We start from the raw sequence: 17908 nt of genomic DNA, 5'->3' as shown, positions 1-17908 counted from the left end.
GTGCGGTGCCGGCCCTTCGTGCTACACCCCACCATCATGACCGTTCAGCTCAAGACCGTCTCGACCGACGAGAACGACACCCGCCTCGACCGCTGGCTCAAGCGCCACGTGCCCGCGCTGACGCAGGGCGCGTTGCAGAAGATGCTGCGCACCGGCCAGATCCGGGTGGAGGGCAAGCGGGCGGAGGCCAACACCCGCCTCCTCGCCGGCCAGGAAGTCCGCATCCCGCCCATCGCGGAAAACCCGCTCGCCAAGCTGCCGCGCGCGCCGAAGCCGGTGGATGAACGGGACGCCAAGGCGCTGGAGCGCATGGTCATCTACAAGGACCATGAGGTCCTGGTGATCGACAAGCCGCATGGCCTGCCCGTGCAGGGCGGCCCCAACATCACCAGGCACCTCGACGGCATGCTGGATGCCCTGAAGTTCGAGGCCGAGGACCGTCCCCGCCTGGTCCACCGGCTGGACCGCGACACCTCCGGCGTCATGGTCCTGGCCCGCACCGTGGGCAGCGCGGCGAAGCTCGCCGCGGCCTTCCGCGGCCGCGACGTGGAGAAGACCTACTGGGCCATCGTCATCGGCGAACCCACGCCCCCCGCCGGGCTGATCGAGATGGCGCTGACCCGTACCGGCGGCCCGCGCGGCGAACGCACCGTCCCGGCCGAACCCGGGGACCGCAACGCCGCCCGCGCCAGCACCGATTTCCGCATCCTGGACGCGGTGCGCCGCCGCGCCGCCTGGCTGGAGATGAAGCCCCATACCGGCCGAACCCACCAGCTTCGCGTGCACGCCGCGGAGGCCCTGGGCTGCCCCATCCTCGGCGATGGCAAGTATGGCGGCACGGCCGCGCATCTGGACGGGCTGCCGAACCAGCTCCACCTCCATGCCCGCGCGCTGCGCCTGCCCCATCCCGCGGGCGGGATGCTTGAAGTGGCGGCCCCGCTGCCACCCCATATGAAGGAAAGCTTCGCCTTCCTGGGGTTCGAGGTGCCGCGCACGCCAAAGGCACGCCGCACCACCTGAACGATTTCCCACCGGGGCGTTGAAGCTGGCAAACCGGGAGCTTTCTTCAGTGTCCGACACGCCATCCCCGACGATCTCCCGCAAGCGCCATTGGCCCTGGGTGGTGCTGGCCGTCGTGGTCGCGCTGCCCGTCGCCGCCGCCGGCGCCGCCTATGTGCTGCTGGATGCGGATGCGCTTCGCCCCCGCCTGGTCGCCGCCGTCGAACAGGCGACGGGACGGCGGTTCGAGGTCGGCGCGATGCGCCTCGCCCTCTCGCTGCGCCCGACCGTCGAACTGCGTGACATCACGCTGGCGAATGGCGATGGCTTCAGCCGCCCCGCCATGCTGACCGCGAAGCGGATGGAGGTGCAGGCCGCGCTCCTCCCCCTGCTCTCCCGCCGGGTGGAGATCGCCCGCGTGGTGGTGGAGGAACCGGACCTCCTCCTCGAAACCCGGGCCGATGGCCGCGCCAATTGGCAGTTCGAACGCGCTGCCGCCCCCAGCCCCGGCGCACCCGCCGGACCGCCCACGCCGCGCCAGCCCCTGCAATTCGCCGTCGATTCGCTGCGCGTGGATCGCGGCAGCGTCACCTGGCGGGATGGCCGCCCTGCCGGCCGGACGGAGACCATCGGCATCCCGGCCATCGAGGCCGCCGCCCCCCTGGCCGGGCCGCTGCGCGCCGATGGCCAGCTTGCGCTGCGCGGCCAGGCCGTGACCCTCGCCTTCCAGGGCGGCGCGCTTTCCGCCTTCGGCGCGGCGGAGGCCTGGCCCCTCGATGCCACAATCGGCGCGGCGGGCGCGGAGGCCCGGCTGCGCGGCAGCCTCGCTGCCGGCCAGGCCTGGACCGCGCGGGTGGAAGCCCGCAGCGCGGACCTCACGCGCCTCGCCCCCCTGATGCCGGATGTGCCCCTGCCGCCGCTGCGCGACGTGGCGGCCGCCGGCGCCGCGACCGGCACGGGCGGCACGCTCTCCAGCCTCGCCGACCTCAGCCTGCGCATCGGCGATTCCGACCTTTCCCTCATCCGTCCCGGCCTCCGCCTGGCCAGCGCGACGCTGGCGGCGGAACGCCCGGACGCGCCCATCGCGATCCAGGCGGAAGCGCGGCTCGCCGACCGGCCGCTGCGCCTGTCGGGCCGGTTCGGCACGCCCGCGCAACTCGCCGGCCAGGCGCCGGGCCCGCTGCCTGTCGACCTGCGCGTCGAGACCACCGGCGCCGTCGCGACCCTCGCGGGGCGCATCGCCGATCCGCGCGCGCTGGCGGGCGTGGACCTCGCTTTGGGGGCGGAGGTCGCGGACCTCGCCGCCCTCTCGCCCCTGGCGGGCACGCCGCTGCCCGCGATCCGCGACCTGACGATCGGCACCCGCCTCGCCGAACGCACCCCCGGTTTCGCCGGCGGCGCGCATCTGCGCGGCCTGACGATTGCCTCCTCCGCCGGGGCGGCCGCGGGCGAATTGACGCTGGTGGTGGGTGAACGCCCCGGCATCACCGGCCGCCTCGCCTTCCTGCGCCTCGACCTCGATGCCCTGCGCGCCGCCGCGCCCGCGCCGGCCCCCGCCGGCGCGCCCGCCCCACCCGCACCGGCGCCCGCCGCCGCGGCGGGCCGCGTCATCCCCGACGTCGCGCTGCCCATGGCGGCGCTGCGGGTGATGGATGCCGATCTGCGCATCGACATCGCGGCGCTGACGCTGAACGGCCAGGCCTGGCGGCAGGTGGTGCTGCCGGTGAAGATCGATGCCGGGCGCGGCAGCATCGCGCCGCTGACCGCCGAGACCCCCGCCGGCCCCATCAGCCTCGACCTCTCCGCCGATGCGCGGGCGGAAACGCCGACGCTGCGCCTCGTCGCGCGCTCCCCGGGCCTCGACCTCGTGGCGCTGCAGGCCATGGCCGGACAGCCCAACCGCCTGTCCGGCCGGGCGGAGCTGGATGTGGATCTGCGCGGCCAGGGCAACGGCCTGCGCCAGGTCGCCGCCACGCTTGCGGGTCATCTCGGCATCGCCATGCTCGGCGGCCATGCGGAGCCCGCGCTGGTCCAGCCCGCCCAGGCCGCGCTGCGCGACAGGGTGCCGGTGCTGCCGCCGCTGCCCAACCGCCTGCCCGTCGAATGCATCGCCATCCGTGCCGATGCGGAAGGCGGCGTCGCGCGGCTTTCCACCCTGCTGCTGGACAGCCCCGCCGCCAAGGTCGCCGGCACCGGCACCATCAACCTGGCCGACGAAGCCCTGGCGCTGCGCATGCTGCACGATGTCCGCGCCGCGGGGACGGAGGTGCGGGTTTCCGCCGACCTCGGCGGCACGCTGGCCAGCCCCGCTTATCGCGGCGTGCGGGCGGAGAACCTGGCCGCGGTGCTCGGCAACCTCGCCGGGCAGGTGGGGGGCGACCTTGGCGCCGTGCTGGGCGCGCTCGCCCCGCGCGGTGGCAATGCCGCCCGCCCCGCGCCGCTGCCGGATTGCGGCCCGGCGCTGACCGCGGCCCGCGGCGGCCGCGAAGGTACCGTGCCCGCCGCGCGGCCGGCGCCCGCCGTGGAAGCCGCGCCCGCGGCGCCGCAGCCCACGCCGGAACGCCGCCCCGGCATCCCCCAGCCCGCCGACCTGCTGCGCGGCCTGTTCGGCCGTTGACGAAAACTCCCTCCCCCGCGCTTGCGGGGAGGGGTTGGGCTGGGGGATATCGGAGCCAGGCTGAAACGGGAGACAAACGCGATGGACCTCGGCCGAGTCCTTGGCGCCCTGCTGGGCGGTGCCGCCGCGCCGCCGCGCCGTCGCCGCCGCGCCGCGCCGTCCCCCTTCGGCGGTGGTGGCTCCTCCAACCAGCTTGGCCGCATCCTCGGCACCGCCGCCGCGACGGCGATCGAGGCGATGATCCGCAATAGCCAGCGCGCGCCCGAACCCGCCCCCCGCGAAGCCGCCCGCCCGGCATCCCGGCCGGTGCGTGACGTGCAATCGCGGGATGGGCGATCCGGCCCCTGGTCGTCGCCGGCTGAGCCCCGCCGGATGCCGACCACCGGCGCCTCCCCCTGGAACCGCCCGGCCGAAGCCCCGGCGCCGGAGCCCGAGCCGCTGGGCGCCGAGGATACCGAATCCCTGCTCCTCATCCGCGCCATGATCGCCGCTGCCAAGGCGGATGGTGCGGTGGATGGGGCGGAGCGCCGGGCCATCGCCGAACAGCTGGATGGCGCCGGGCTGGAGGCCGATGAACGCGACTTCGTCCTGGCCGATTTCGACAAGCCGATGACGCCGGAGGCCCTGGCGAAGCAGGCGACGGACCCGATGCTCCGTGCCCGCCTCTACGCCGCCGCCGTCGCCGCGATGGGGGAGGTGACGGCCCCCGAACGTGAATGGCTCGACCGCCTGGCCAAGGCGATGAAGCTGGACCGCGCCGCCGCCGCGGCCATCGAGGAAAGGTTGCAGGGATGAGCGCTGCCGACGGTCTCACGAAGGAACAGGCCGCGTTGCGTGACCGCGCCCGCGAATTGGCGAAGGACGCCGCCGCCCAGGCGGCCGAGACCGACCGTTCCGGCCAGTACCCCTGGCCCATGGTCCGCAGGATGACCGAGGCCGGCTTCATGGGCCTCACCATCCCGCGCGAATGGGGCGGGCCGGGCGGGTCGGTGATGGACGCCGTCCTGGTCGTGGAGGAATTCTCCAAGGCCTGCGCCGTCTGCGGCCGCATCGCCGTGGAGGCCAATATGGGCGCCGTCGGCGCCATCATGGCCTATGGGACGGAAGCGCAGAGGAAGCTCGCGGCGGGCATCGTGCTCTCCGGCGACAAGCCCGCCATCTGCATCACGGAGCCCGAGGCCGGCTCCGCCGCGACCGAGATGGCCACCACCGCGGTGAAGCGCGGCGACCGCTGGATCATCAACGGGTCCAAGACCTGGATCACCGGCGGCGGCGTCTCCCGCCTCCACCTCATCTTCGCGCGGGTCGTCGAGGATGGGGAGTTCAAGGGAATCGGCGGCTTCATCGTGGTCCGGAACGGGGAGGGGGACCCGGCCGGCCTGGTGGTGAAGCGCCGCATCCCGTCGCTCGGCCTCTGCGGGATGCCGGAGGCGGAGCTGGAATTCCACGACCTGGCCGTGGCGGATGACATGGTGCTGCGCGCCCCGGGCGGCTGGCAGCGCGGCTTCGGCCGGCTGATCGATGCCTATAACGGCCAGCGCGTCGGCGCCGCGACCGTGGCGCTGGGCCTGGCCGCCGGCGCGCATGACCATGCCCTGGCCCGGGCCGGAGACCGCCGGCAATTCGGCCGGCCGATCGCGGAGTTCCAGGGGCTCGGCTGGATGCTGGCCGACATGTCGATCGAGTTGGAAGCCGCCCGCGCCCTGATCCACCGTGCCGCCCGCAGCGCCGGCCCGGCCGGTTTCCCCGACCGCCTCGCCGCCGCCCAGGCCAAGGTTTTCGCCAGCGAAATGGCCATCCGCGTCACCAACTCGGCGCTGCAAGTCTGGGGCGCTGCCGGATATTCGAAGGACAACCCGATGGAGCGCTACCTGCGGGATGCGCGCATGTTCGCCATCGCCGGCGGCACGGCGCAGGTGCTGCGGAACCAGGTGGCGGAGCAGATCCTGGGGCGGAAGCTGCCGCAGACGCGCGATGGCTGGCTGAAGCTGATCGCGCAGGAGCAGTCGGCCGGCAAGCTGGCGGCGGATTGATGGCGGCCCAGTGGGCACCGCCCCCCTGCACCGGGGCCCATTGACGATGGTCCAGGGGGCTCTGCCCCCTGGCGGATGGGGCATGGGGAAGGCAGCGCCTTCCCCATCACGCCGTCACCCGTATCGCGTGCCCGACAGCCGCAGCATCGTCCGCAGGATGGCATTGACGGCGTGGGGGCAGGAGCCGTTGTGGTCCTTGAAGGCCTTGCCGCAGGCCTCCTTCAGCTTGGCCAGCGCGGCGGCATCCTTCGGCGTCTCCAGGGAGGCGTTGAAACCGCCCGGCAGCACACCATCCAGCCCGGTTGAAGCCGCCTCGTTCATGCCCATTCCCCCCGGCGGCGTGGCTGATCCAACCGCTGGGGGGGCGGTATCGCTTTCGATGTCCGAAACCATTTCGTGGCACTTCGCGGCCGCCGCGGGGGGCGCCCGGGAGCCTCCCGGGACCGGCCCAAGGTTGACAGTCCCGTCCTTGCCGCCTATCCCGCCGCACCCCACCAGGACCACGACCATGAAGATCCGCAACAGCCTCAAGACCGCCAAGACCCGCGACAAGAACTGCTTCCTGGTTCGCCGCAAGGGCCGCGTCTACGTGCTGAACAAGAAGAACCCGCGCCTGAAGGCCCGCCAGGGCTGAGGCTGCGCGCCCCGGGCTACAAGCCCGGGGATGCTTTCGTGGGGTTCTGAAAGCCGCGCCGGGGCAACCCGGCGCGGTTTTCCGTCGTGCGCGCTGGCCCGCCTCAGCGTGGGATCAGGCGCTCCGTCCCCACGCCGCCCTCGCGCCCCGCGGTCCAACTGCCGAGCATCGTCCCATCCGGCCCGATGTCGTACAGCACGGCGCCCAGCGTACCGCCCTGCGTGTAGGCCACGGCCAGCACCTTGCCGTTGGACACGCCGATGCCGTTGATCGTCTCCCCGCCCACGCGCCAGGACAGCCGCCAGGTCTGCGGCCCCGTGGGCGTGAACTGCACCGCGCCGGTGTAGCGCGTGCCATCCCCGCCCACGCCTTCCACCGCGTAGAAGCCCGCGCGCTGCGCCGCGGCGGGGCTGGCCAGCATCGGCAGCGCCAGGGCCGTGGCTGCCAACATCAATCGTAGCATGGTGCCTCCTTCTTCCATTGGCGCCCCCGTCCTGCCACGGCCCGGTTACGCAAGGGTCAAGGGCCGCATGGTCGCCCGCTTGCCGCAAGCGCGCCGCGCCGCCATCTTCCTCGCAACCAGAACGCCCCCCCCAGAAGCTGGTCCACGGGAAACGAGGTCTCCATGATCGCGCTGCCGCCGCCGAAGCCCGGTATCCTTGCCCGGCGCGACGAGATCATCGCCGCGCTCCGCAGCTTCATCCCCGGGGAAGGCGTGATCGGCGACGCCACCCGCCTGAAACCCTATGAGACCGACGGTCTCTCCGCCTATCGCCAGCCGCCGCTCGCGGTGGTGCTGCCGACGACGACGGAGCAGGTGGCGGCCGTGATGCGGTACTGCCACCAGCAGGGCATCCGCGTGGTCCCCCGCGGCGCTGGCACCTCGCTATCCGGCGGTGCGCTGCCGCTGGAGGATGCGGTGGTCATCGGCCTGATGCGCATGAACCGCATCCTGGAGATCGATTTCGACGACCGGCTCGCGGTGGTGGAGGCCGGCGTCACCAACCTCGGCATCACCAAGGCCGTGGAGCATGAGGGCTTCTTCTACGCCCCCGACCCCTCCTCCCAACTGGCCTGCATGATCGGCGGCAACGTCAACATGAACTCCGGCGGCGCGCATTGCCTGAAGTATGGCGTCACCGCCAACAACCTGCTCGGCCTGAAGCTGGTGACGCCGGAAGGCGAGATCGTCGAGGTCGGCGGCGATCACCTGGACACCGCCGGCTATGACTGGCTCGGCCTGATGACGGGCAGCGAGGGCATGCTCGGCATCGTCACCGAAGTCACCGTCCGCATCCTGCGTGGCCCGGAAGGGGCGCGCGCGATGCTCGCCGCCTTCAAGGGCACGGAGATCGCCGGCGCCGCGGTGGACGCCATTATCGGCAGCGGCATCATCCCCGTGGCGCTGGAGTTCATGGACAAGCCCTGCATCCATGCCTGCGAGGCCTTCGCCCATGCCGGCTACCCGCTGGACGCCGAGGCGATGCTGATCATCGAGGTCGAGGGCAGCGTCGCCGAGCAGGATTTTCTCCTGAACCGCATCAAGGAGATCTGCGCCCGCTTCGACCCGATCAGCCTGAAGGTCGCGACGAGCGTCGAGGAATCCATGGCGATCTGGAAGGGCCGCAAGGGGGCCTTCGGCGCGGTCGGCCGCATCTCCCCCGACTATCTCTGCATGGACGGCACCATCCCGACCGGGGAGCTTCCCTTCGTGCTGAAGCGGATCGGGGAGATGAGCACGCAATACGGCCTGCAGGTCGCCAACGTCTTCCACGCCGGCGACGGCAACCTCCATCCGCTGATCATGTTCGATGCCAACAATCCCGACAGCTTCCGGCGCGCGGAGGATTTCGGCGCCGACATCCTGAAGCTCTGCGTCGAGGTCGGCGGCTGCCTGACCGGCGAGCATGGCGTGGGCGTCGAGAAGCGGGACCTCATGCATGTCCAGTTCCAGCCCCATGAACTGGCCCAGCAGCGCGCCATCAAGACGGCCTTCGACCCCGCCTGGCTGCTGAACCCGCACAAGGTCTTCCCGCTGGAAGCCCTTCCCCAGTGAACGCGCCGGATACCGAGGCCGGCATCGTGGCGGCCGTGCTGGCCGCCCGCGTGCCGCTGGCGATCGAGGGCAATGGATCGAAGCGCGGCCTGCTCCGCCCCGTCCAGGCGGCGGAGACGCTCTCCACCCGAAACCTCTCCGGCATCACCCTCTACAAGCCGACCGAGATGGTCCTCTCCGCCCGCGCCGGCACGACGCTGCCGGAGATCGAGGCGGTGCTGGCGGAACGTGGCCAGATGCTGGCGCCGGAGCCCATCGATGTGCGCGCCATCTTCGGCGGCACGCAGCCAGCGACCCTCGGCGGCACCGTCGCCACCAACCTCTCCGGTCCGCGGCGGATCAATGCGGGATCGGTGCGGGACCATCTGCTCGGCATTCGCTTCGTTAATGGCAAGGGCGAGGTGGTGCGCAGCGGCGGCCGTGTGCTGAAGAACGTCACGGGCCTCGACCTCTGCAAGCTGCTGGCCGGCAGCCATGGCACGCTGGGCGTGCTGACCGAGATCACCATGAAGGTCCTGCCGGCCACCGAGGCGACGGCCACCCTCAAGGTCTCGGTCCCCGATTTGGCGGCCGGCATCCGCGCGCTGAGTGCCGGCCTCACCAGCCCCTACGGCGTCACCGGCGCCGCCCTGCTGCCGGACAGCCTGACCGCCCTGCTGCGGCTCGAGGATTTTTCCGAATCCGTCACCTACCGGTCCGGCCGCCTGCGCGCCGACCTCGAGAAACTGGGCGGCGTCACGCTGGTGGAGGGCGATGAATCCCGCGCCCTCTGGCGCCAAATCCGGGATGCCGAACCGCTCGCCGCAGCGCCTGACGATGCCATCTGGCGCCTGTCCGTCCGCCCCTCCGCCGCGCCCGCGCTGGTCGCGTCCCTGGCGCAGGCCTTCGGCGCGCGGACCCTGCTGGATTGGGGCGGCGGCCTGGTCTGGGTCGCCGGCCCCGCCACGGAAGCCGCGCATCAGGCGGTGGTCGCCGCCACCCAGGCCGCGCGCGGCAGCCACACCCTGTTCCGCGCTCCCGAACCGCTGCGCGCCGCCGTGGCCGTCATCCCCGACGAGGCCCCGGCGCTGGCCGCCATCGCCGCCCGCGTGAAGGCCGCGCTGGACCCGGCCGGCCTGTTCAACCCCGGGCGGATGAGGGCCGGGACGTGACCGGCCTGCGGGTCGCGATCTGCGGCCTCCACCTGGAGGTCAACGCCTTCTCCCCCCTCACCACCCGCCAGGACTTCGAAGCCCTGTCCTGGGTTGAAGGTGAGGCCATCACCGAAGCCGGCCGCGCCCCCGTCTCCGCGACACCGGCCGAGGTTCCCGGCTTCTACCGCCGCATGGACGAAACCGGCCCCTGGCAGCCCATCCCCCTCATCATGATCAGCGCGCCGCCCGGCGGCATGATGGAGCCCGGGCTGTTCCCCGATTTCATGGCCCGCCTGGCCAGGCACCTCGACGCCGCCGGCCCGATCGACGCCGTCTATGTCGGCAGCCACGGCGCCAGCCGGTCGGTCGAGGAAGCGGACACGGACGGCGCCATCCTCGCCCTGCTGCGCGAACGCCTCGGCCCGGATGTGCCGATCGTCGGCACGCTCGATTTGCATTGCAATGTCAGCGACCGCCAGGTGGCCCTCGCCGACCTCCTCATCGGCTACCGCACCAACCCCCATGTGGACATGCGCGAAAGGGCCGCGGAGGCCGCGGACGCCATCCGCCACCTGCTGGCGACGCACGAACGGCCGGAGAGCCACTTCATCCGCCTGCCGCTGACGCCGCCGACCGTCACGCTGCTGACCGCCGAACGATCCCCCTATGCCGACGCCATCCGGCAGGGAGTCGCGATGCGCGAATCGGACCCCGACCTGCTCGGCATCTCCGTCACCGGCGGCTTCGCCTATACCGACATCCCGAAATGTGGCCTCTGCGTCTGGGCGACCGCGCGGGCAGGGCAGGGGGCCAAGGCCCGCGCCGCCGCCGAGTCGCTCGCCACCGCCATCTGGACCAACCGCGCCGCCCTCTCCCGCACCCTGACCAGCATCGAGGCCGCGGTGGCGGAGGCGGTCGCGACCGGCGCGGACCCCGCCCGGCCGCGCCTGATCCTGGCCGATGTCGCGGACAACCCCGGCGGCGGCGGCGGCGGCAACACCACCGCGCTGCTGGCGGCGCTCCACGCATCCGGCGCGAAGGGGGTCGTCTTCGGCGTGCTGGTGGATCCGGTCCTGGCCGCGGCGGCCCATGCCGCCGGGCAGGGCGCGCGGATCGAGGCCGTGGCCAATGCCACCCCGTCCCCGTTTGCGGAAACCTTCCGCGCCACCGCCCGCGTGCGCGCCCTGTCGGATGGCCATGGCGTCGGCCGCCGCGGTGGCCTGGCCGGCCGCGCCTTCACCCTCGGCCCCTCGGCGCTGCTGGAACTGGAGGGCAGCGGTCTTCTGCTCGCCGTCGGATCGCTCCGCCGGCAATTGCAGGACCCGGCCATGCTGGAAATGCTGGGCGTCGATGTGGACGCCGCCCGCACCATCGTCGTGAAGTCCCGCGGCCATTTCCGCGCGGGCTTCGACATCTATGCAGGCCCGGACCGCACCTGGGAGGTCGATGCCCCCGGCCTGGTCAGCCCCGTCCTGTCGCGCTTCGCCTTCACCGGCCTGCCGCGCCCCGTCTTCCCGCTGGATGACAGGGCCGCCTGGCCGTAGCGGGTCAGCGGCTGGCCTGTTCCCGGCGGTCGCCCCGGCGTCGGTCGCCGTCGCGCCGGTCCGCCTTCACGCCGCCATTCACCCGCAGCAGCGCCTGCTGGCGGGCAGCCTCGACCGGCCCCAGCCACGCGATGCGCGACTCCGTCAGGGACTGGTCCGTCACCGGGCGATGCCGGCCTTGGTCGTTCCGCATTCTGCGTTCCTCCGATCCACGGAGCATATGGGAGCCGGTTTGAATCCGTCGATGGAGAAGTGTCATGAAATCGGCATCCTGCGTCGCAAGTTGCAAGTCGCCCGTCCTGGGCGGGTGATCTTCGCAAGCCGCGTGCCGCCCGCTTCCCCGACGGCGCCCCAGGCCCCATCTTCCTCCCCCCAGGGGGACGGGGCAGGGGACGAGCCACGATGCAGACCAGTTTCACCGCCGAGCAGTTGCGCGACCCCGACATGGCGGAGAGCAACCGCATCCTCCGCACCTGCGTGCATTGCGGCTTCTGCACCGCCACCTGCCCGACCTTCGCCTTGCTGGGCGACGAGCTGGATAGTCCCCGCGGCCGCATCTACCTCATCAAGGACATGCTGGAGAATGACCGCCCCGCGACGGCGGAAGTGGTCAAGCATGTGGACCGCTGCCTCTCCTGCCTCTCCTGCATGACCACCTGCCCCTCGGGCGTGAACTACATGCACCTGGTCGATCACGCCCGCCGGCATATCGAGGAAACCTACCAGCGCCCGAAGGCCGAACGCGCGCTGCGCCGCCTGCTGTCCTTTCTGCTGCCCCACCCCACGCGCTTCCGCCTGGCCCTCATTGGCGCCTCCCTCGGCCGGCCCTTCGCGCGCTTCGTCCCCGGCACGTCGATGACCGCCCAGCGGCTCCGCGCCATGCTGAAGCTGGCGCCCGTGAATGTGCCCTCGCCCAGCGCGCTGGACCGCCCCGGCATCCACAAGGCGGTGGGCGAACGCCGCGGCCGGGTCGCGCTGCTCACGGGCTGCGCCCAGCAGGTCCTCGCCCCCTCCATCAACGACGCCACCATCCGCCTGCTGACGCGCATGGGGATCGAAGTGGTGGTGACCCGCGAACAGGGCTGCTGCGGCGCGCTCGACCACCATATGGGCCACCACGACCCCGCCATGGCGCTGGCCCGTGCCAATATCGCCGCCTGGACCGCGGAGCCTGACCTCGACGGCATCATCATCAATGCCTCGGGCTGCGGGACCACGGTGAAGGATTACGGCTTCATGTTCCGCGCGGAGCCCGGCGACTGGCCCGCCAGGGCCGAGCGGGTCAGTGCGCTGGCCATGGATATCTCGGAGGCCCTGCTGAAATTCGGCTACGCGCCGACCCGGCCGGCCCCCGGCCTGACGGTCGCCTATCACGCCGCCTGTTCCCTCCAGCACGGGCAGAAGATCACCGCCGCGCCCAAGGACCTGCTGAAGCGCGCCGGCTTCACGGTGAAGGAACCGGCGGAGGGGCACCTCTGCTGCGGCAGCGCCGGCACCTACAACATTCTGCAGCCCGAAATCGCGGGGCAACTCCGGGACCGGAAGCTGTCGAACCTCGACCGCACCCGCGCGGACCTGATCGCCGCCGGCAATATCGGCTGCCTGACCCAGCTCAGCGGCGGGACCATGCCCACCGTGCACACCGTGGAGTTGCTGGACTGGATGGCCGGTGGTTCGGAACCGCCCGCGGTCACCGCCGCGCTGAAGAAGTCCCGCTTACCCGGAGAAGCTTGACAGCCCGGCGGCCCCCGGCTTCCTGCGGCGCAAAACCCGCCGAGAGGAAGCCCATGCGCCGCCGTCACCTGCTCGCTGCCCTGCCGCTGATCGCCGCGCCCCGCCTGGCGCTGGCCCAGGGAAGCGCAGTCCCGGCGAACTGGCCGGAACGCCCCGTCTCCCTCGTCGTCCCCTTCACCCCCGGCGGCTCCACCGACATCGCCGCCCGCATCATCGCCGAACGCCTGGCGCCCCGGCTCGGCCCCAATGCCCGCCTGGTGATCGAGAACCGCGCCGGCGCCGGCGGGTCGCTGGGGGCCGATGTCGTCAAGCGCGCCAACCCGGATGGCTACACGCTGCTGGTGGCGACCGCCTCCTCCCACGGCACCAACCCTGCCGCCCTGCCGCAGACCACCCCCTACGACGCGCTGGAGGACTTCTCCTCGATTGCCATCCTCGGCGGAGGGCCGATGGTCATCGTGGTGCCGGGCCGGTCGCGCTTCCGCAGCATCCAGGACCTGATCGCCGCCATGCGCGCGGAACCCGGGCGGCTGTCCTTCGCCACCTCCGGCGCCGGCGGCATCGGGCACCTCACCGGCGAATACTTCATGGCCCGCGCCGGCGGCCCCGCCGGGCCGCTGCGCTCCGAACACATTCCCTACCGCGGCGGCGCCCAGGTCCTGGCCGCCATGGCCGCGGGCGAAGTGGACTGGTCCTGCGAGGTCCTGGCCTCCGCGGCGCCGCACCTGCGGGACGGCACCTCCCGCGGCCTGGCCATCTCCGGCCGCACCCGCCACCCGCTGATGCCGGACCTTCCCACCCTCGCCGAATCGGGCCTGGCGGATTTCGACGTCACCACCTGGAACATGCTGCTCGGCCCGAAGAACCTGCCGGCCGCCCTCACCACCCGCCTGAACGAAGCCGTCAACGCCACCCTCGCCGAACCCCAGGTGCGCGAACGCATGGCCAATGCCGGCGTCGATGCCGCAGCCCCCAACAGCCCGGCCGAGGCCCGCGCCTTCCTGGCGGCCGAACTCGCGAAGTTCCGGGACATCGTCCGGGTGGCGGGGATCGCCTTGGGGCGATGAGGGCGCTGTTGCGCCAGCGATTCGCGAGGGGCGCTGCCCCTCGCGCTCCCCGCCGAGGGGCAGCGGCCCCTCGGAACCCATGAGATTGGTCGATGGAGGGAGGGGCACGGCGCTACCGCGGGTTCGGAGCGCGCGAGGAGCCCCTCCCTCCATCGACCAATAGCCTCGCGGTCCAGGGTCCCGCTGGACCCTGGTGGGGGGTGCCGGGGGGCAAAGCCCCCTGGCGACATCACCCGCGCGACACGGCCCTCACCGTCCCAGCCACTCCAGCAGCACCCGGTTGAAGTCCCCGGGCTTCTCGACGTTCGGCAGGTGGCGGGCCTCGGGGATGCTGATGAAGCGCCCGTCCGGCACCAGGCTTGCGATGCGCTGGCCTTCGGCGGGGGGCACCGCGTGGTCGTCCTCCCCGCACAGCACCAGGGTTGGGATCGCCAGGCTGGGCAGGCGGGCCACGTGGCTGAAGCGCATGATGGCTTCGACGCAGCCGCAATAGCCATCGGCGGTGGTGGCTTCGATGGTGGCCAGGATCTCCGCCCAGCGGGCGGGGTTCGCGGCCTGGAAGGCCGGTGTCAGCCAGCGCTCGATGGTGCCCTGGGCCACCGGCTGCACCGATCCGGCGGCGCGGACGGCGGCCAGGCGCGGCCCCCAGATGGCGTCCGCGTTCGGCAGGGATTCCGGCAGCGCGTCGCAGATCACGATGCTCCGCAGCAGCCCGGGATGGTCCAGCGCCAGCGCCTGGCCGCTCATGCCGCCGAGCGAGAGCCCGACATAGTCCACGGGGCCGAGGTCGAGGCGCCGCAGCATGAAGGCCAGGTCGTCGCCGAGCATCGCCATGGTGTAGGCGCCGGCGGTGGCGCCGCTGCCGCCATGGCCGCGCAGGTCGATCCGCAGCACGCGATGGCCGGCCGCCAGCAGCACCGGCACCTGTTCGGCCCACATGCCGCTGTCGGCACCCAGCGAGTGGACCAGGCAGACCGTCCGGGCGCCCGGCGCGCCCAGCAGGTCGGCGGAGAGGGTCACGCCGTCCGGCGTCCGGATCAGCATGGCGTCAGTCGATCTGGATGTTGATGGTGCGCACCACCTCGCGCCAGCTGCGCACTTCCTCCGCCACGTAGGCCTGGGCCTGCTGGACGTTGCCGCCGATCGGGTCGAAGCCCGCGGCGGCCAGGCGCTGCTGGAAGGCGGGCAGGGCCATGACGCGCTGGATGTCGGCGTTGACCTTCGCCAGCACGGCGGGCGGCACCGCGGCGGGGTAGAGCACCGCGACCCAGGCGACATCGATGATGGGCGGGAAGCCCGCCTCCGCCACCGTCGGCACGTCCAGCATGGTGGAATTGCGCGTGGCGCTGGTCACCGCCAGGCCGCGCGCCTGCCGCCCCTGCACCTGCGACACGGCGGAGGGGAGGGAGGTCGCGACCATGTCCACCGTGCCCGCCAGCAGTGCCAGCATGGCGGGGCCGGCGCCGGTGAAGGGGATGTGCTGCGCATCGACGCCGCCTTCGCGCTTGAAGAGCAGTTCCGCCGAGAGATGGGCCGCGACGCCGACGCCGGCGGTGCCGTAGTTGATCGGCCGCCGCCGCCCCAGCTCCACCAGGTCCCGCATCGTGCGCACGGGGCTGTCGGCGCGCACGACGAACAGGTTCGGCGTTCCCGCCACCACGCCCGCCACGGCGAATTCCTCCGGCCGGTAGCCGGGCGCGCGGGACAGGCTCGGGTTGATCGCGAAGGCGCCGGTGGTGACCAGCGCCGTGTAGCCATCCGCCGTGGCGCGCGCGATCTGCTGCGCGGCGACGTTGCCGCCGGCGCCGCCGCGATTCTCCACGACCACCGGGTGGCGCCAGATCTCCGCCAGGTATTCGCCCAGCATCCGCCCGATCAGGTCGGCGAATCCGCCGGGGGCGAAGGCGACGACGAAGCGCACCGGCCGTTCCGGCCAGGCCGGCTGCGCCTGTGCGAGGCCGGTTGCGGGCAGCGTCAGGGCCGCCCCGAGAATGCCTCGTCTTGTCGTCATGTGGGATTTCCTCCGCCGGTTGACCGCCTTTACGCAGCGCGGCCCGAACCGACAACCCAAGGCTTGCGCGCCGGGGTGGGGATGCCGAATTCTTCCCTCATGGTCCATCGCCTGGCGCTGTCGCTCCTCCTCCTCGCCGCACCGGCCACGCCCGTTTGGGCGCAGCCCGCCACGCCGCCCGCGCGCCCCAACCCGGCGGAGACCCGCCGCGCGGAGCTGGACCGGCTGTTCGAGGCGCTGAAGGCCGCCCCCGACACCCAGGGCGGCCAACTGGTCGAAACACGCATCCGCGCCCTCTGGAGCCAGTCGGTCTCCCCGGCCACCGGCCTGCTGCTGCGCCGCGGGCTGCGCAACCTGCAGGGGAATGAGGCCGCGGAAGCGCTGGAGGATTTCGACGCCGCCCTGGTGCTCGACCCCGCCGCGGCCGATGCCTGGCTGCTGCGTGCCCGCGCCCAGGCGCGGCTCGGCGACCGCGTGGCGGCGGCGGGCGATTTGCGGGAGGCGCTGCGCCTGGAGCCCCGCCATTTCGGTGCCCTGCTGCAATTGTCCGAGTTGCAGGACGAAGCCGGCGACCTGGCCGGCGCGCTGCGCAGCCTGGATGCCGCGCTGGCGCTGCACCCCAGGATGCCGGGCGGGACGGAGCGGCGCCGTGAACTGGCCCGGCGCGCGGAAGGCGACGCGCTGTAGGAAAACGCTGGCGCCTGCCTCTCTGTTCCTGTTATGTTCCGTTTCACCATCGCCCGTTCCCCCGCGCGCGGTGGCCTCTCCCTCCCAGTGGCCTACCCTGCCCCCTCTCCCCCCATCGGGGGGAGGGGGAGGCTTGTCGGTCCTGGCGGCGCCAAGCCCGGCTGGAATCGCGTCTAAACGGGCTAAAACGGCTAAAACGGCTAAATCGGCTTAAGGACGGAGGGCGGCACGCCGCCGCAACCCGCGGATGGTCCCCGCCCACCGGATCGCGTCACAACCCGCCACCGAACCCCGGAGGCCCCGACCATGCCCGACGCCATGCCCGACCCCGACGCGCTTCGCTGGCAGGCCGTGCTGGCGCGGGACCCCGCGCTCGCCGGCGCGCCCTTCCTCTATGCCGTCACCACCCAGGGCGTCTTCTGCAAGCCTGGCTGCCCCTCCCGCCCCCCGCTCCGCCGCAATACCCGCTTCTACGCCGATGCCCCGCAGGCCGAGGCCGCCGGCTTCCGCGCCTGCAAGCGCTGCGACCCCAAGGGCGATCGCGCGCGCCTGCATGCCGAGGCCGTCGCCGCCGCCTGCGCCCTGATCGAGGCGGCGGAAACGATCCCGAGCCTGGAGACGCTCGCCGCCCGGGCCGGCTATGCGCGCCACCATTTTCTCCGGTTGTTCCGGGACATCACCGGCGTCACGCCGCGCAGCTATGCGGAAGGCGTGCGCGCCCGCCGCCTGCAAGCCGCGCTCGCGGCCGGGGACCGCGTGGCGGATGCGGTGGCGGGCGCCGGCTTCGGCAGCGAATCGCGGGTCTATGAGGATACCGCCCGCCACCTCGGCATGACCCCCGGCGCCGCCCGCCGCGGCGGGGAGGGGGAGGTGATCCGCATCGCCCGCGCCGACAGCGCCATGGGCCCGCTGCTGGTGGGCGCGACCGGGGCCGGCATCTGCTTCATCGGCTTCAACGAGACGCCCGCCGCGCTGGAAGGCGACCTCCGCGCCCGCTTCCCGAGCGCCCGGATCGAGGAAGCGCCGGAAGCCCTGGCCGAGACCATCCGCCAGGTGACGTCCTTCATCGAGGAACCGGCAGCCGCCCTCGCCCTGCCCCTCGACCTTCGCGGCACCGCCTTCCAGCGGCGGGTGTGGGAGGCGCTGGTGGCGATCCCGCTGGGGGAGACGCGCACCTATTCCGGCCTGGCGGCGGCCATGGGCCAGCCCGCCGCGACGCGCGCCGTGGCGCGGGCCTGCGCGCAGAACCCGGTGGCCCTCGCCGTGCCGTGCCACCGCGTCATCGGCGCCAGCGGCGACCTCACGGGCTATCGCTGGGGTGTGCCGCGCAAGGCCGCGTTGCTGGCGGGCGAAAGGCGCGCCAGGGGGCGATAGGTCAGGGGGCGATAGGTCA

The 17908-nt window shown here is 72.8% G+C and carries 17 protein-coding genes; 12 read left to right on the top strand and 5 right to left on the bottom strand.

Features of this window, described 5'->3' with window-relative positions; translation table 11 throughout:
- Window positions 1–36 precede the first annotated feature (36 nt).
- From BM041_RS16895 to acdA, 4 genes are all read left to right on the top strand, one after another.
- On the top strand, window positions 37–1020 hold the full coding sequence (locus BM041_RS16895; RefSeq protein ID WP_092961048.1) for an RluA family pseudouridine synthase: 984 nt from the start codon (window positions 37–39) through the stop codon (window positions 1018–1020).
- Between the two features lie 49 nt (window positions 1021–1069).
- On the top strand, window positions 1070–3616 hold the full coding sequence (locus tag BM041_RS16890; protein ID WP_175533994.1) for an AsmA family protein: 2547 nt from the start codon (window positions 1070–1072) through the stop codon (window positions 3614–3616).
- Window positions 3617–3697: 81 nt separating this feature from the next.
- Window positions 3698–4411, top strand: a complete 714-nt coding sequence (locus tag BM041_RS16885; RefSeq protein ID WP_092961046.1) for a DUF533 domain-containing protein — start codon at window positions 3698–3700, stop codon at window positions 4409–4411.
- Window positions 4408–5649, top strand: coding sequence for a 3-sulfinopropanoyl-CoA desulfinase (gene acdA / locus BM041_RS16880; RefSeq protein WP_092961045.1), 1242 nt, complete (start codon window positions 4408–4410; stop codon window positions 5647–5649). The genes BM041_RS16885 and acdA overlap by 4 nt, the downstream gene beginning before the upstream one ends.
- A 114-nt stretch (window positions 5650–5763) precedes the next feature.
- Here acdA and BM041_RS16875 read toward each other — a convergent pair whose 3' ends face one another.
- Window positions 5764–5970 (bottom strand): hypothetical protein, encoded by a 207-nt coding sequence (locus BM041_RS16875; RefSeq protein WP_139226093.1) that lies wholly within the window; start codon window positions 5968–5970, stop codon window positions 5764–5766.
- 187 nt (window positions 5971–6157) lie between these two features.
- Between BM041_RS16875 and ykgO the strand changes: the two genes are divergently transcribed.
- A complete protein-coding gene (gene ykgO / locus BM041_RS16870; protein WP_092961043.1) occupies window positions 6158–6283 on the top strand; it encodes a type B 50S ribosomal protein L36 in 126 nt (41 codons plus the stop codon).
- Window positions 6284–6386: 103 nt separating this feature from the next.
- Here the strand turns inward: ykgO and BM041_RS16865 are convergent, their stop codons facing one another.
- On the bottom strand, window positions 6387–6746 hold the full coding sequence (locus BM041_RS16865) for a hypothetical protein (RefSeq protein WP_139226092.1): 360 nt from the start codon (window positions 6744–6746) through the stop codon (window positions 6387–6389).
- A 162-nt stretch (window positions 6747–6908) separates the two neighbouring features.
- On the opposite strand from BM041_RS16865, the gene BM041_RS16860 reads away from it, so the two are divergent.
- From BM041_RS16860 to BM041_RS16850, 3 genes are read left to right on the top strand one after another with little or no spacing between them, the layout of a single operon-like run.
- Window positions 6909–8339, top strand: coding sequence for an FAD-linked oxidase C-terminal domain-containing protein (locus tag BM041_RS16860; RefSeq protein WP_092961041.1), 1431 nt, complete (start codon window positions 6909–6911; stop codon window positions 8337–8339).
- Window positions 8336–9490: a glycolate oxidase subunit GlcE gene (glcE, locus tag BM041_RS16855; protein ID WP_092961040.1), complete on the top strand. Its 1155-nt coding sequence runs from the start codon at window positions 8336–8338 to the stop codon at window positions 9488–9490. Before BM041_RS16860 ends, glcE begins: the two co-directional genes overlap by 4 nt.
- Entirely contained in the window at window positions 9487–11016 is a 1530-nt protein-coding gene (locus BM041_RS16850; RefSeq protein WP_092961039.1) for a M81 family metallopeptidase, read from the top strand. Before glcE ends, BM041_RS16850 begins: the two co-directional genes overlap by 4 nt.
- Before the next feature lie 4 nt (window positions 11017–11020).
- Here the strand turns inward: BM041_RS16850 and BM041_RS16845 are convergent, their stop codons facing one another.
- Window positions 11021–11209 carry a hypothetical protein gene (locus BM041_RS16845; RefSeq protein WP_092961038.1) on the bottom strand — a complete coding sequence of 63 codons (189 nt, stop codon included), beginning with the start codon at window positions 11207–11209 and terminating at the stop codon, window positions 11021–11023.
- Window positions 11210–11418: 209 nt separating this feature from the next.
- Here BM041_RS16845 and glcF point away from each other — a divergent pair, with 209 nt between their 5' ends.
- Both glcF and BM041_RS16835 read left to right on the top strand, forming a co-directional pair.
- Window positions 11419–12750 (top strand): glycolate oxidase subunit GlcF, encoded by a 1332-nt coding sequence (gene glcF, locus BM041_RS16840; protein WP_092961037.1) that lies wholly within the window; start codon window positions 11419–11421, stop codon window positions 12748–12750.
- A gap of 53 nt (window positions 12751–12803) precedes the next feature.
- Complete coding sequence (locus tag BM041_RS16835; protein WP_092961036.1) at window positions 12804–13817, top strand: Bug family tripartite tricarboxylate transporter substrate binding protein; 1014 nt, start codon at window positions 12804–12806, stop codon at window positions 13815–13817.
- A 249-nt stretch (window positions 13818–14066) separates the two neighbouring features.
- Here BM041_RS16835 and BM041_RS16830 read toward each other — a convergent pair whose 3' ends face one another.
- Window positions 14067–14861 (bottom strand): alpha/beta fold hydrolase, encoded by a 795-nt coding sequence (locus BM041_RS16830; protein ID WP_092961035.1) that lies wholly within the window; start codon window positions 14859–14861, stop codon window positions 14067–14069.
- 4 nt (window positions 14862–14865) lie between these two features.
- On the bottom strand, window positions 14866–15828 hold the full coding sequence (locus BM041_RS30645; RefSeq protein ID WP_175533993.1) for a Bug family tripartite tricarboxylate transporter substrate binding protein: 963 nt from the start codon (window positions 15826–15828) through the stop codon (window positions 14866–14868).
- Between the two features lie 99 nt (window positions 15829–15927).
- Between BM041_RS30645 and BM041_RS30640 the strand changes: the two genes are divergently transcribed.
- Window positions 15928–16515 (top strand): tetratricopeptide repeat protein, encoded by a 588-nt coding sequence (locus tag BM041_RS30640; RefSeq protein ID WP_175533992.1) that lies wholly within the window; start codon window positions 15928–15930, stop codon window positions 16513–16515.
- Between the two features lie 318 nt (window positions 16516–16833).
- Window positions 16834–17889 (top strand): bifunctional DNA-binding transcriptional regulator/O6-methylguanine-DNA methyltransferase Ada, encoded by a 1056-nt coding sequence (ada, locus tag BM041_RS16815; RefSeq protein WP_175533991.1) that lies wholly within the window; start codon window positions 16834–16836, stop codon window positions 17887–17889.
- Window positions 17890–17908 lie beyond the last annotated feature (19 nt).

This window comes from Falsiroseomonas stagni DSM 19981, from assembly GCF_900114315.1.
Classification (GTDB): Bacteria; Pseudomonadota; Alphaproteobacteria; order Acetobacterales; family Acetobacteraceae; genus Falsiroseomonas; species Falsiroseomonas stagni.
The sequence above is the reverse complement of the archived record's forward strand: the minus strand, read 5'-3'. Positions and strand labels throughout refer to the sequence as shown.

Bases quoted from the DNA above. Each gene is read 5' to 3' on its own strand.
- BM041_RS16835 (WP_092961036.1), top strand. From the start codon at position 12,804: ATGCGCCGCCGTCACCTGCTCGCTGCCCTGCCGCTGATCGCCGCGCCC.
- BM041_RS16895 (WP_092961048.1), top strand. From the start codon at position 37: ATGACCGTTCAGCTCAAGACCGTCTCGACCGACGAGAACGACACCCGC.
- BM041_RS16830 (WP_092961035.1), bottom strand. From the start codon at position 14,861: ATGCTGATCCGGACGCCGGACGGCGTGACCCTCTCCGCCGACCTGCTG.
- BM041_RS16865 (WP_139226092.1), bottom strand. From the start codon at position 6,746: ATGCTACGATTGATGTTGGCAGCCACGGCCCTGGCGCTGCCGATGCTG.
- BM041_RS16860 (WP_092961041.1), top strand. From the start codon at position 6,909: ATGATCGCGCTGCCGCCGCCGAAGCCCGGTATCCTTGCCCGGCGCGAC.
- ada (WP_175533991.1), top strand. From the start codon at position 16,834: ATGCCCGACCCCGACGCGCTTCGCTGGCAGGCCGTGCTGGCGCGGGAC.
- BM041_RS30645 (WP_175533993.1), bottom strand. From the start codon at position 15,828: ATGACGACAAGACGAGGCATTCTCGGGGCGGCCCTGACGCTGCCCGCA.
- BM041_RS16885 (WP_092961046.1), top strand. From the start codon at position 3,698: ATGGACCTCGGCCGAGTCCTTGGCGCCCTGCTGGGCGGTGCCGCCGCG.
- BM041_RS16845 (WP_092961038.1), bottom strand. From the start codon at position 11,209: ATGCGGAACGACCAAGGCCGGCATCGCCCGGTGACGGACCAGTCCCTG.
- ykgO (WP_092961043.1), top strand. From the start codon at position 6,158: ATGAAGATCCGCAACAGCCTCAAGACCGCCAAGACCCGCGACAAGAAC.
- BM041_RS30640 (WP_175533992.1), top strand. From the start codon at position 15,928: ATGGTCCATCGCCTGGCGCTGTCGCTCCTCCTCCTCGCCGCACCGGCC.
- acdA (WP_092961045.1), top strand. From the start codon at position 4,408: ATGAGCGCTGCCGACGGTCTCACGAAGGAACAGGCCGCGTTGCGTGAC.
- glcF (WP_092961037.1), top strand. From the start codon at position 11,419: ATGCAGACCAGTTTCACCGCCGAGCAGTTGCGCGACCCCGACATGGCG.
- BM041_RS16875 (WP_139226093.1), bottom strand. From the start codon at position 5,970: ATGAACGAGGCGGCTTCAACCGGGCTGGATGGTGTGCTGCCGGGCGGT.